Genomic DNA, 12,615 nt, shown 5'->3' with positions numbered 1-12,615 from the left:
TCTCAGCGGCCCTGGAATTTGGGCGGGCGGCGCTCGGCGAAGGCGGAGAAGGCCTCCGTCAGGTCCAGCGACTGGAGGAACGCCGAGTTCCACACCGCCACGTAGCGCAGCCCGTCCGCGATGGACTTGTCCGCGCAGTACTCCATCACCTGCTTGGCGCCCTGGACCACGAGCGGCGGGTTGTCCGCGATGCGCCTCGCCGTCGCCCTCGCCTCCGTGAGCAGGGCCTCGGGGGAGGGGAAGACCTCGTTGACCAGGCCCATGCGCAGCGCGCGCGCCGCGTCCACGTCACCGCCGGTGTAGGCCAGCTCCCGCGTGTTCCCCTCGCCAATGATGCGCGGCAACCGCTGGAGCGCGCCCAGGTCCGCGACGATGCCGACCTTCACCTCGCGCAGGGAGAACTTCGCCTCCTGCGAGCAGTACCGGAAGTCACACGCGGCGATGAGGTCCATCCCTCCGCCAATGCACCAGCCATGCACCGCGGCGATGACGGGCTTCCTGCACCGGGCCATCCCTTCCGTGGCCTGCTGCATCTCCCCAATCAGCTTGAGCAGCCGGCTGCGCTCCAATGCCAGGTTGCTCTCGCCGGTCAGCAGCGGCCCCAGGGACTCCATCATCCCCATCAGGTCCAGGCCGTAGGTGAAGTTCTGGCCCTCACCGCGCACCAGCAGCACGCGCACGTCGTCGTCGGCGTCCAGCGCGCGGAGCGCCTCGGGCATCTCCCGCCAGAAGTCGGGGCCCATGGCGTTGCCCTTGCCCGGGCCGGTGAGCACCAGCTCGGCGATGCCGTCGGCCTTCTCGATGCGCAATGACTTGTAGGTGCTGTCCATCCAGTCCCTCCCAGGACGTGAGCGGATGGCACTTGAGCAGATGCCGCTCAGGCGGGCCAGAACCGGTGGCACTCCGCGCTCCATTCGGCACGGCGGGCGCGGTCGAATGTCCAGGTCTTGTAGCGGTAGTCGTGACGGCTGCGCTTCTGGAAGTAGAAGGACCAGCGCCCCGACTCCCGCACCCCGAACACGGTGCCGAACTGGATCAGCTCGTCCTGGTCCACCTTCCAGAACGACCGGAAGGCATGGGTGCCCACGTGGTACCAGGAGGCGCCGCTCACGCCGCGTTCATATTCGAGCTGCGCGGTGCCCGCCGCGCTCAGCATGCCGGGCATGTAGTCATGCATCGACGCGGAGGCGGACGACTGCTGGCTGCCGCCCATGACCTTCCGGGCGGCGTTGAAGCGGGCCTCCATGACCTGGACCTTCGCCTGGTACCTCGCCGCGTCGTTGGGCGCGTTCGCTCCCGCCGAGTTCGCGTTCAGGTGGTACACCGTCGGCGAGGCCGGATCTCCAGTGACGAAGATGGAGCACCCCTGGAGCGCGGCGGTGACGAAGTAGTTCGCGTGCGAGCCCAGCCGCACGCAGTGGGTGCTGTCGAAGCCCCAGTGCAGGTAATAGAGGTCGAAGGACTGCGCCACCACCGGGCCGCCCACCTCCAGCGACAGCAGGTTGTGGTCCCCGTTGAAGAGGATGCCGGTGCCCGGTTCGGTGATGGGGTTCGTGTTCTCCGACAGGTCAACGGCCTCGTGCAGCGCTCCGCTGAGCACACAGCCCTGCGTGTCGTAGACCGTGGCCTCCAGCCCGTGCGGGTCCAGGTTTCGCGCGTGCATCAGCCGCTTCAACCCGACCAGGGACCGTTGCTGGGACGGCGGTGGCGCCACCCTGAGGGCCGGGAAGACGGCCTGCTTCGAGGCCTTCTTCACCAGGTCCTGCGGCTTGTAGAGGGGAACGAGCGCCAGGGGCCATCTCCAGGTTGGGGGCCGCGTGAGCATACCGCCCGCGGGGCAGCCCTGGCGTCAGGGCACGTCCATGGCCGTCGGATCCGCCTTCCAGCGCTGGAGCTGCTCCTTGGAGGGAAAGCCCGTCACGCGGTAGCGCTCCGGGTACACGCCCAGCTCGGGCATCAGCAGCGTCCCCGCGTCGCGCACCACCAGGTCCCACCGGACCGAGGCCACCGGGGGCGCGTCCGGGCCCAGCGCCGCGTCCACGAAAAGGATGACATCCGCTCGCGGGAGCAGCGACTCGCCTTCATTGGACCAGACGGTCTGACCGAAGTAGCGCCCTCGGGCGTCCTTCTGCGGGAGCAGGCTGGCGACGAAGACGTCGCCTGGCTCCTCCTGCTTCCGGAGCCGCTCGGTCTGCTCCTGGTAGCCGCGCACCCGGCTGGCGAACGCGAGGTTCTCCAGGATGCTCCGCGACGGGCTCTCCCGGCTGGGGAGGAAGGGCTTCCATCCGTCGGTGGTGAGGCGCAGCGCGTGCCCGTCCACGGGGCGTGGCGCCTGGACGCCCTCCAGCGCGGCTTCCGCCAGCGTGAGCAGGCCCGTGGCGTCGTCGGCGCCCGTGATCAGCACCGTGTCCCGGTTGGGGACGACCACCACCGGATCGCCCTTCACCTCGCAGCCGCGCACCACGTCGTCCAGCAGCAGCCGTGAGGCACCGTAGCTGTCGTTCGTGAAGAGCGCGCAGGCGCCCAGGGTCAGGTTCCTGAGCGGCGCGGCCTCCATGCGCCGCAGGTTGGCCATCGCGTCCGCGCGGGCCTGCTCGTAGGTGATGCCCCAGCGCGCCAGCTCCTCCGTGGGGACGTAGCGCATGGCGTCCGGGGTGTCCTGGACGAGCGCCTCCGCCAGCACCTCGCCCACCGGCCGCCAGGACACCGGCGCGGACCCACCGGCCTGCTGGGAGAACGCCTCGAAGGTGTCGCGGGCGCGCACCACGAGCATCAGTTGGGAGCGCGCCTGCGCGTACGTGGCCGGGGCCTCCGGGAGGACGCCCGTCCGTCCCAACCTCGCGAGCGCCTCGCCGCGCCGCTCGGGCGGGGCGTCCTGGTACTCGCGGTAGAAGTTCGCGAGGTTGAGGGTCATCCCCAGGCCGCCGTCCGGGGCGAAGCGCTGGATGAGGAACTGCTCCGGGTCGTACTTCCATTCGCCCGTGGGGTCCGCGGCGCGGAGGGCCCCCAGCGCCAACTGGGCGTAATCCTCCCGGTCGCTCGCCTCCAGGGACAGCGGTTCATGGACCTTGGGTGTTCCGTTGGCGAAGACCAACGCGGCGACGAGCACCAGGGCCGACACACCGAAGCCCGCCACCTTCCACTGCGTGTTGCGTGACATGGGCCCGGCAGCAGACACCTGCCGGGCCACGCTGTGCAACCTTCCTACGACGCCCGAGCGCGGCGGCGGCGCAGCAGCAGGGCCAGGGGCAGGAAGCCCCAGAAAGGCGCGCCCGCGGACGAACATCCGCAGCCGGAGTCCTCGGGCGCCTCCGGGGTGTCCGTACCCGCGTCGACGGTCGTCCCCGCATCGACCGTCGCGCCCGCATCCGGCCGCGTGCCGCCGTCCATGCCTGCATCCACACCGCCGTCCGTGCCCGCGTCGCTGCCACCATCCGTGACGCCCCCCCCACCGTCGGTGCCTGCATCCACGCCGCTGTCCAGGCCCGCGTCACCGCTGCCGGCGTCCGGCTTGTCTTCTTCCGGCGTGATGCTCAGCACCCGCCCGTGCACGCGGTTCATGTAGAGGCCGGGGCCCGAATCGAAGCGCTGGTAGACGATGACCGCCTTGTGGGGCGCGAGCAGGGCCATGCCCGCCGGGTTCGCGTTGTCCTCCGCGCGCCAGACGTCCAGCGGCGCGGGCGTCAACACCGTCCCGTCCAGCGACACGCGCGCCAGCTTGGGACCCATGAATGCATCCGACCCCTGCTGCCAGAGGAGGGTGAAGCCAGAGCCGTCGAACATCGGCTGCGCGTAGCGCTTCATCGAACCGTTGGGGACAACGACCTTTCCGTCCGGGTCCTTCAGCGTGCCGTCGCTCGCCACGCGCGCGGCGCGGAGCTCCGGCCAGCCCCCTCCCTTGCGGTAGTCCGACCAGGTGACCAGGAAGTCGCCATGCGCGGCGACGTTCGGCTCGTACTGGTAGGACGCCGCGGCGGAGATGATCCGCGGTGTCGCATCCACCAGTTGCCCGGTGGGGCTGACCCGGGCGGCATGGATGTCGTAATCGCCGTTGTAGTTCGTCCACACGACCAGGAAGTGCGTGCCATTGAAGGCCACCTTCGGCTGGCTTTGTGTCTGGGAACTGGAGGCAGGCCTGGGAAGCGGGATGGGGCTGGACACCGAGCCGTCCTCGCGAACCATCACCCCGGTGATGCGGCTGCCCGCCGCCTCCCAGACGACGAAGAAGGAGTCTCCCGCGCTGGCGATGGAGGCGGGGCCGGAAACGGTGGACGTGGCGAGCGTGAGGGGCTGCGCGTCGATGAGCGTTCCGTCCGGCCGCACCCGCTGGGCCTTGATGTCATGGCTGGAGCTCCCCTCACCCCAGGCCACCAGGTAGATACCGTCGCCGTCGCCCACCGCCGGTCTGACCACGTAGGTCGAGGAGGAGAGGACCCGGACGTTGCCCGTGGGCTGGCCGTCGGCGTTCAGCGGCTGGATCCGGATGCTGGCGGTCCTCGCGGCCTCCTCGCCCACCTGGTCCCGCCACGCCATGAGCCCGGTGCCTCCCGATGAGGCCACGCTCGGGATGTCCTGGACGTTGGCGCCCCAGGCGAGGAAGCGGCCCTCTCCATCCACCGGGGTGCCGTTCGTCTCGAAGCGCCCGGACTTGAGGCCGTACGCGCCGACGTACTCGGCCCACACCGCGCGCAGCCGCGTGCCGTCGAAGATAAGGTCAGACAGCGTCTTCTGCCCCGAGTGGGTGAAGAGGGGCACCCGCGCGGTGTCCTTCACCACGCCGTCCTTGCCGAAGCGCACTCCATAGAAGCGCTCGTCGTAGGAGCCGGTCGCGGCGCGCCAGACGACCCACGTCTGCGTCCCGTCGAAGGCGAGGGCCGGGCCCTGCTTGTAGTCGCTGCTGGGCGGCGTGATGCGCACGCCGGTGCCGTCCAGCGGTTCACCCGCGACGCTCACCCGTCCCCCGTAGAAGTCGCCGTAGGAGGAGTTCCGGCCGTCGCCCCACAGCACCTGGTAGTTCGTCCCATCGAAGAGGGCCCGGGGATACGTCTGGTAGCTCGAGGCGAGGACGCTCACCGGGAGGCCCGCGGCGTCCAGCACTTCGCCGGAGAGCGCGACCCGCGTGGCGTAGATGTCCCACTCGAGGGTCTCGCCCACCTGGTGGCGGCCATCCTGCCAGGCCACGAGGAAGCCATCGGGCCCGCCCGCGAGGGTGGGGCTGCTCTGATTGCCTGCCCTTGAGACGACCACCCGCGGAGTGGCGTCCAGCACGGTGCCGTCGTCGCGGATGCGGGCCGCGAGGATGTCGTGGTCGTAGACGCTGCGGGTGCCGCGCTGCCACACCACCAGGCTCACCCCTCCGGAGGAGGCCACCTGCGGTTCGTCCTCCCACTCACCGTCAATGGCGGGGATGGGGGCGGACGCTGGTCAGCAGCCGCCCGTACCGGGGCGACTCCAGCGAGAACTCGTTGGACAGCTCCGTTGCTCCCACCACTGACGCCCACAACCCCATCACCACGACGGCTCGCATCGACACCTTCCCCCTGAAGAGGCCGGCATCCTCCCCAATTCGAATCCCCTCGTGCCAGCTCAGGGCTCGTTGAAGATGAGCAGGCCCCGGGAGGTGTCCACGACGTACACGTGGCCGTCTCCGGGAACGCGGATGCCAATGGCGCCTTCGAGCAGGTCATCACCCCGGTTCAGGTCGGACTCACGGAAGGTGTTGAACCAGGCGATTTCGCGCGGCCGAGGGGGGACGGAGACATCCAGCACGCGCAGCCCCTCCTGGTAGTAGGCGATGTAGAGCCGCTGGTCCTTGAGGATCATGTTGTGGATGGAGGTCTGCGGCCGCAGCTTGTAGCGCCCCATGAGCTGGATGTTCGTGGGGTCCGTGACGTCCAGCACGCGCAGGTGGGCGCCCTGGTACTCGCCTCCCTCGAACGCGACGGTCTTCCCCGCGAAGGTGCCCACCGCGCTCGCGTGGCTCGTCGAATAGCTGTTGTCGGTCTCGAAGGTGTAGTGGCCCAGCTCCCGTGGGCTCATCGGGTCCTTCACGTCGTAGACGACGTAGCCCGCGCTGAAGTGGTTGACGTAGAGCCGGTCCTGATAGGCGAAGGAGTCATGCGCCGAGGGAAACGCGGACTCCGTGTCGGCGGCGGTGAAGCGATTGAGCAGGACGGGCTGAAGCGGCGTGGAGATGTCGAAGACAAGCGTCTCGCCGGTGGGGGCGGGACCCGGGGACACGGCATACAGCCGGTTGCCCTCCACGAACATCGTGTGGACATCGATGGGGCCTCGACCGGGCACGCTGCGCACGAAGACCGGGGCCGAGGGGTCGCTGATATCGAAGACGATGACGCCCGAGCTCTTGCTGGCGATGTAGAGCGCGTCGTCCTTGGCCCAGGCCGCGTTCCAGTACGAGTCTTCCGGGAGGGTGAGCCGCTTCGTGATGACGGGATGGCTCGGGTCGCGGACGTCAACGACCGCGAGCCCTCCCGGGGCCTGGGTGAGCGGGTCGTCGATGGAGACGACGTAGGCGTGGCCCCGGTGGACATACACATCCACCGGGCGCACCGTCTGGACATGGGTCTCGGAGAGGAGCCGCAGCCCTCCCGAGGATTCGGACTCGCCCCGCGCCCAGGTCATCCGCGCGGCTTCGAAGGTGCCCGAGGTGGCGACCTTGCCATCGGTGCAGCGGGCGAAGCACCCCGTCACCAGCCCGGGCCCGGTGACGCCGCAGCCCGCGAAGACGAGGTTCCGGACGGTGTCCCGGAAGGTGTACCGCGCGGAGAAGCGGAAGCCTCCCTGGAGCTGCTGCCGCGCGACCGGAGCGCTCCGCATCGTCGGGAGGTAGTTCATGGTCGCGGTGCCGCCATCCGCGGGGATCCGGATGCCGGCGAAGTCCGCGAGGCCCGACGCGTGGCGCATGTCCACCTGGTAGATGCCATGCGGCTCCAGGGCGGCGAGCGAGGCGGTGTCACACTTCGACAGGTCGAAGAGGGACGGGTCGTCACAGTCGGCGACGGTCCCCGGAGGCGGTGTGAAAGAGCAGGGCGCGTACTCGCCCCGGTCGACCCAGTCCGATGGGTCGACCCGGGGGGTATAGGTCCCGTCCCAGGGGTCTTCGGGAGGAGGCGGGGGCGGAGGTTTGGACGTGTCCGAGCAGGAAGACGACAGCAGGGCACAACCGAGGATGACTGCACGAAGGGCAGGGGACTCGAGGGCCATGCCTGGGAGTGTATAGCGTTGCGCCGGGTGAGAGGGATTCACACCCTGTCTTTCTGGTTCAAATGCTCAGGCCTTTACTGTCTCGATGATGCTGGTCCCGCTCCGGGTGGGGATGATGCGCTCCACCTTCCAGGAGGTCGCGTCGAACAGCGCCTGGAATTCATCCCGGGTGCGCTCGCGGCCGTCGGCGAGCACCAGCATGTTGAGGTCCATCAGGTGGGTGGGGTCTGGATTGCGGTTGTCCGGAATCACCATCTCCAGCACGAAGAGCCGTGTCCCGGAGGGAGCCGCATCATGGATCCGGCGCAGGAGGGTGAGGGAGGCGTCATCCTCCCAGTCATGGAGGATGTGTTTGAGCAGATAGGCTTCGGCCGCGGGAATGCCGGGCTCGAAGAAGCTCCCGGCCACCACCTCCACCCGGCTGGCCAGTCCCCGGGACTCCAGCACTGTCTTCGCTGCCTCGGCGACCTGGGGCAGGTCGAAGAGGATGCCCCGGCAGGAGGGATGGGCGCGCAGCACCTGTGCGAGCAGGTCGCCGTGGCTGCCTCCAATGTCCGCCACCCGTGCGAAGGGGGCGAAGTCGATGTGGTGCGTCAGCTCGCTGGCCACCAGGCCGGAGAGGTTGCCCATGGCCTGGGCGAAGTGCTCCCTCTCGTCGGGATTCCGGGCGAAGTGCTCCCAGATGTCGGAGCCCAGTGCGGCCCGCACGGGGGCACTTCCGGTGCGGACCGCCTCGGTGAGGAGCCCCCAGGGCAACCAGTGGGACTTGTCGCTCTGCATGATGGCCACCGCCCGCAGCGAGCCCGGGACGTCCGTGCGCAGCCCCTCGCCCATCGGTGTCAGGACGAAGGTCCGCTCGGAGGGGGACGCGAAGAGGCCGGCGGTGAGCCCGCCTCGCATCAGCCGGAACAAGGCGCCCGGGTGGACGCCAAGCTCCGCCGCCAGCGAATCACTGTCGCGGGGGCCTCCCACGAGCAGATCCGCGATCCCCAGCCGGGCCACCGTGCCGATGACCTGGGTGACCCAATGGCCATTGATTGCCGCGAACAGTTGCTGCGTGGGAGACGGACTCTCGCTGGGCATGATTTTCATGCCGCGAGCCTACCCGAAGGATGTCTGGATTTGACCGGGAGTGTGACCGGTGGATGACCTCGCCGACCGTCCATCCGTCGTGGCACCTCAGCGCCGCAGCCGTACCGAGATGGGCAGGTGGTCGGAGGGCTCCTGCTCCGAGGGCAGGGGCGTGCGCTCGTCCAGCGCTGGCAAGGGGTCGGGCGAGGCTCGCAGCGCGGCTGGGTGGAAGAGGAAGTCGATGGTCTTGGGCAGGCCGTTCGCGTTGCAGGTCGGCTGATGCCGCCCCGCGTAGGCATCCCGCAGCCCGGCCGCTTCGAACGCCTGGACCAACGGCTCTCCGGGTTGGGCGTTGAAGTCGCCGCACACGATCCACAGGGCCTCTGGATCCTTCCGGACGAGCTCGTCGATCAGCTCGGTGGCCTGCCGCATGCCCTGGTGTTGCTCCACCGGCCGGTCGGGCCGGTCCCAGCGCAGGTGCGTGCATGCCACGCGCAGCCGCGCTCCGCCGACGTCGAAGTCCACGACCAGCGCCAGGTGCCCGGAGATGCGTCCGTCCTCCAGCCGGTCCTGGAAATGGTGGGCCCGGTGCCCCGGACCCAGGCCCAGGCGGTGGAACACGGCGCAGCCATCCGGGCGGCCTTGCCCCTTCTGGGCCATCACCCCCGTGTATCCGTGTGGCTTCAGCCCTTCCTGGAGCGCGGCGAAGCTGTCGGGTTCCACCTCCTGGAGGCAGACGATGTCCGCGTCCAGGTCCACGATGCGGCGGACCCGCAGTGCGTGGCGGCTTCGCGGCCGGAGCAGGTCCGCGGGCGTGTGCGGGAACCACTCGGGCTTGACGTAGGCATCCGCCAGGATGTTGTAGGAGGCGATTCGCAGGTCCACCGTCATGCCGTCCATGCTGTCACGCGCGGCGGACGCTCGCGCGCGGACGTGAATCTTGCGAGGCTCGGGGAGCCCCCTAGGCTTCGCCGACCATGTCCACCCTGTCCCCGCTGCTGGAGCAGTTCAAGGTCCACCTCGAAGGTGAGAAGGGCGCGTCGCCGCACACGGTGCGCAACTACCTCATCGACCTGAAGGACTATGAGCGCTACCTGGTGGAGCGGATGAAGCTGTCGCTGCTCGCGGGCACGCACGCGGCCATCCGGGGCTACCTGGGCACGCTCGCGGTGGACCACGCGCCCACGAGCCGCGCGCGGCGGCTGGCGAGCATCAAGTCCTTCTACAAGTATCTGGTGCGGCAGAAGCTCCTGTCCGCCAGCCCCGCGAAGCTGGTGAAGAGCCCCAAGCTGCCCAAGTCGCTGCCCAAGGTGCTGCCGGTGGAGGAGGTGTTCGCCATCCTCGACATGCCGGACGTGAAGACGGTGCTGGGGCTTCGCGACAAGGCCATCCTGGAGATGCTGTACGGCGGCGGCCTGCGCATCAGCGAGCTGTGCGGCCTGGACCTGCTGGGCGTGGACCGCGGCAGCCGCATCGTCCGGGTGATGGGCAAGGGCAGCAAGGAGCGGCTGGTGCCGCTCAACGTGAAGGCCATCCGCGCGCTGGAGGCGTACCTCGCGAGGCGCGGCGAGCTGCTGGCCGAGGTGCGCGAGGGGCAGGACCCGGACGCGCTCTTCCTCAACTTCAAGGGCGGCCGGCTGACGGCCCGCAGCATCGCCCGGCACCTGGACGCGTACGTGCTGAAGCTGGCCCTGGCGCGCAAGGTGAGCCCCCACGCGATGCGCCACTCGTTCGCCACGCACCTGCTGGGCGGCGGCGCGGACATCCGCAGCATCCAGGAGCTGCTGGGCCACGCCAGCCTGTCCACCACGCAGAAGTACACCCACGTGACTTTCGAACAGTTGCAGGAGGTCTATGACGCCGCCCACCCGCGGGCGTGAGCGGCAAGGGGTTCGGTAGCAAACGGCGGGTGAACCCCTCCGAACAACGGGAGCCCGGCGCGCGCGCCACCGGCCTACCGTCCCGGCATGACCGACGAAATGAAGTGCCCCGTCGCGCACGGCCCCCGCCGCGCGCGCACCAACGCGCAGTGGTGGCCGGAGCAGCTCAACCTCGCGATGCTGCACCAGCATTCCTCGCTGTCGGATCCGATGGTCGAGGACTTCGACTACGCGGCGGAGTTCCAGACGCTCGACCTGGACGCGGTGGTGAAGGACCTGCACGCGTTGATGACCGACTCGCAGGACTGGTGGCCGGCGGACTACGGTCACTACGGCCCGTTCTTCATCCGCATGGCGTGGCACGCGGCGGGCACCTACCGCATCTTCGACGGCCGCGGCGGCGCGCGCTCGGGTGAGCAGCGCTTCGCGCCCCTCAATAGCTGGCCGGACAACGGCAACCTCGACAAGGCGCGCCGCCTGCTGTGGCCCATCAAGCAGAAGTACGGCCGCAAGTTGTCGTGGGCCGACCTGATGATCCTCACCGGCAACGTGGCGCTGGAGTCCATGGGGCTCAAGACGTTTGGCTTTGGCGGCGGCCGGGAGGACATCTGGGAGCCGCACTCCATTGACTGGGGTCCGGAGTCCACCTGGCTGGGCGACGAGCGCTACAGCGGCGAGCGTGAGCTGGCGCACCCGCTGGCCGCCGTGCAGATGGGCCTCATCTACGTCAACCCGGAGGGCCCGAACGGCCGGCCGGATCCGGTCGGCTCCGCGCGCGACATCCGCGACACGTTCGCGCGTATGGCGATGAACGACGAGGAGACCGTCGCGCTCGTCGCTGGTGGCCACACCTTCGGCAAGTGCCACGGCGCCGGCCCGGTGCACCACGTCGGCGCGGAGCCGGAGGGCGCGAACGTCGAGGAGCTCGGGCTGGGCTGGAAGAGCACCTACGAGAGCGGCGTCGGTGAGCACGCGACCACCAGCGGCCTGGAGGGCGCGTGGACGCCCACGCCGACGAAGTGGGACATGACCTACTTCGAGACGCTGTTCGGCTACGAGTGGGAGCTGACCAAGAGCCCGGCCGGCGCGCACCAGTGGAAGCCCGTGGGCAACAGCGGCGACGGCACCGTGCCGGACGCGCACGTGCCCGGCAGGCGCCACGCGCCCATGATGACCACCGCCGACCTGGCGCTGCGCTTCGACCCCGTCTACGAGCGCATCTCCCGCGACTACCTGGCCCACCCGGCGAAGTTCGCGGACGCCTTCGCGCGCGCCTGGTTCAAGCTGACCCATCGCGACATGGGGCCCAAGGCGCGTTACCTGGGCCCGCTGGTGCCGAAGGAGGACCTGCTCTGGCAGGACCCGATTCCGGCCGTCGACCATCCGTTGATCGACGCCGCGGACATCGACGCGCTCAAGGCCGAGCTGCTCGGCTCCGGCCTCGAGCGCCAGCAACTGATCAAGACGGCCTGGGCCTCGGCGTCGACGTTCCGGGGGAGCGACATGCGCGGCGGCGCGAACGGCGCGCGCATCCGCCTGGCGCCGCAGAAGGACTGGGAGGCCAACGAGCCCGCCGAGCTCGCGAAGGTGCTCGGGAAGCTTGAAGCCATCCAGCAGCGGTTCAACGCCGCGCAGCGCGGCGGCAAGCGGGTGTCGCTGGCGGACCTCATCGTGCTGGGGGGCACCGCGGCCGTCGAAGCCGCCGCGCGCGACGCCGGCCACGAGGTCCCCGTGCCCTTCACGCCGGGCCGCACGGACGCGTCGCAGGAGCAGACGGACGTCGAATCGTTCCTGGTGCTCGAGCCGGCGGCGGATGCCTTCCGCAACTACGTCCGCGCGGGGGCCGAGGCGACGACCGCCGCCGCGCTCATCGACCGTGCCAGCCTGCTCACGCTCACCGCGCCGGAGATGACAGCGCTGGTGGGCGGCCTGCGCGCGCTGGACGCCAATTACGGCCACACGCCGCACGGCGTGTTCACGAAGCGCCCGGGCAAGCTGACCCCGGACTTCTTCGTGAACCTGCTCGACATGCGCACCGCGTGGAAGCGCTCGGAGAAGGCGCCGAACCTGTTTGAAGGCCGCGACCGCGCCACGGGCGCGCTGCGCTGGACGGCGACGATCGCCGACCTCGTCTTCGGCTCGAGCTCGCAGTTGCGCGCGCTGGCGGAGGTCTACGCGGCCCACGACGGCGAAGCGCACTTCGTGCAGGACTTCATCGCCGCGTGGACCAAGGTGATGAACCTGGACCGCTTCGAGCTGCCGGGGAAGAAGACGATCTGAGCGGCGGGTGGGCGAGCGGCGCGGCCCCTGGTGGAGGGGGGGCCGCCGCCTGCTCGCCCTGTTTCATGGGGCCAGGCAGAGGGCGCAAGGTCGGCGTGTCCGCCGGATTCCGGGTGACGTAGAGTGCCCGCGCGATGGACACCCCCTTCGACGGGGACTC

At 69.7% G+C, this 12,615-nt stretch carries 10 protein-coding genes; 2 read left to right on the top strand and 8 right to left on the bottom strand.

Going from position 1 to position 12,615, the window contains the following annotated elements:
* Positions 1–2 precede the first annotated feature (2 nt).
* The 8 genes from K8612_RS09865 to K8612_RS09835 form a co-directional block, all read right to left on the bottom strand.
* Complete coding sequence (locus K8612_RS09865) at positions 3–830, bottom strand: crotonase/enoyl-CoA hydratase family protein (protein WP_223741948.1); 828 nt, start codon at positions 828–830, stop codon at positions 3–5.
* A gap of 47 nt (positions 831–877) precedes the next feature.
* Positions 878–1,825, bottom strand: a complete 948-nt coding sequence (locus K8612_RS09860) for a hypothetical protein (protein WP_223762099.1) — start codon at positions 1,823–1,825, stop codon at positions 878–880.
* Positions 1,826–1,849: 24 nt separating this feature from the next.
* On the bottom strand, positions 1,850–3,160 hold the full coding sequence (locus K8612_RS09855) for a DUF1444 family protein (RefSeq protein ID WP_223762098.1): 1,311 nt from the start codon (positions 3,158–3,160) through the stop codon (positions 1,850–1,852).
* Positions 3,161–3,204: 44 nt separating this feature from the next.
* A complete protein-coding gene (locus K8612_RS39515; RefSeq protein ID WP_223762097.1) occupies positions 3,205–5,370 on the bottom strand; it encodes an MYXO-CTERM sorting domain-containing protein in 2,166 nt (721 codons plus the stop codon).
* A gap of 25 nt (positions 5,371–5,395) precedes the next feature.
* Complete coding sequence (locus K8612_RS38845) at positions 5,396–5,527, bottom strand: hypothetical protein (protein ID WP_255671480.1); 132 nt, start codon at positions 5,525–5,527, stop codon at positions 5,396–5,398.
* A 59-nt stretch (positions 5,528–5,586) separates the two neighbouring features.
* The gene (locus tag K8612_RS09845; protein WP_223762096.1) at positions 5,587–7,224 is read right to left on the bottom strand and encodes an LVIVD repeat-containing protein; all 1,638 of its coding nucleotides are present in this window, start codon (positions 7,222–7,224) and stop codon (positions 5,587–5,589) included.
* 66 nt (positions 7,225–7,290) lie between these two features.
* Positions 7,291–8,307: an acetylserotonin O-methyltransferase gene (locus K8612_RS09840; protein ID WP_223762095.1), complete on the bottom strand. Its 1,017-nt coding sequence runs from the start codon at positions 8,305–8,307 to the stop codon at positions 7,291–7,293.
* 96 nt (positions 8,308–8,403) lie between these two features.
* On the bottom strand, positions 8,404–9,195 hold the full coding sequence (locus K8612_RS09835; RefSeq protein ID WP_223762094.1) for an endonuclease/exonuclease/phosphatase family protein: 792 nt from the start codon (positions 9,193–9,195) through the stop codon (positions 8,404–8,406).
* Positions 9,196–9,272: 77 nt separating this feature from the next.
* Between K8612_RS09835 and K8612_RS09830 the strand changes: the two genes are divergently transcribed.
* Together K8612_RS09830 and katG are read left to right on the top strand one after the other, a co-directional pair.
* Complete coding sequence (locus K8612_RS09830) at positions 9,273–10,175, top strand: tyrosine recombinase XerC (protein WP_223741954.1); 903 nt, start codon at positions 9,273–9,275, stop codon at positions 10,173–10,175.
* 99 nt (positions 10,176–10,274) lie between these two features.
* On the top strand, positions 10,275–12,455 hold the full coding sequence (gene katG / locus K8612_RS09825) for a catalase/peroxidase HPI (RefSeq protein ID WP_255671479.1): 2,181 nt from the start codon (positions 10,275–10,277) through the stop codon (positions 12,453–12,455).
* Positions 12,456–12,615: the final 160 nt, after the last annotated feature.

Source organism: Corallococcus sp. AS-1-6 (genome assembly GCF_020037015.1).
Taxonomy (GTDB): domain Bacteria; phylum Myxococcota; class Myxococcia; order Myxococcales; family Myxococcaceae; genus Corallococcus.
The sequence above is the reverse complement of the archived record's forward strand: the minus strand, read 5'-3'. Positions and strand labels throughout refer to the sequence as shown.

Coding starts and splice junctions, on each gene's coding strand:
- K8612_RS09840 (WP_223762095.1), bottom strand. CDS start 8,307: ATGCCCAGCGAGAGTCCGTCTCCCACGCAGCAACTGTTCGCGGCAATC.
- K8612_RS38845 (WP_255671480.1), bottom strand. CDS start 5,527: ATGCGAGCCGTCGTGGTGATGGGGTTGTGGGCGTCAGTGGTGGGAGCA.
- K8612_RS09855 (WP_223762098.1), bottom strand. CDS start 3,160: ATGTCACGCAACACGCAGTGGAAGGTGGCGGGCTTCGGTGTGTCGGCC.
- K8612_RS09845 (WP_223762096.1), bottom strand. CDS start 7,224: ATGGCCCTCGAGTCCCCTGCCCTTCGTGCAGTCATCCTCGGTTGTGCC.
- K8612_RS09830 (WP_223741954.1), top strand. CDS start 9,273: ATGTCCACCCTGTCCCCGCTGCTGGAGCAGTTCAAGGTCCACCTCGAA.
- K8612_RS09865 (WP_223741948.1), bottom strand. CDS start 830: ATGGACAGCACCTACAAGTCATTGCGCATCGAGAAGGCCGACGGCATC.
- K8612_RS09860 (WP_223762099.1), bottom strand. CDS start 1,825: ATGCTCACGCGGCCCCCAACCTGGAGATGGCCCCTGGCGCTCGTTCCC.
- katG (WP_255671479.1), top strand. CDS start 10,275: ATGAAGTGCCCCGTCGCGCACGGCCCCCGCCGCGCGCGCACCAACGCG.
- K8612_RS09835 (WP_223762094.1), bottom strand. CDS start 9,195: ATGGACGGCATGACGGTGGACCTGCGAATCGCCTCCTACAACATCCTG.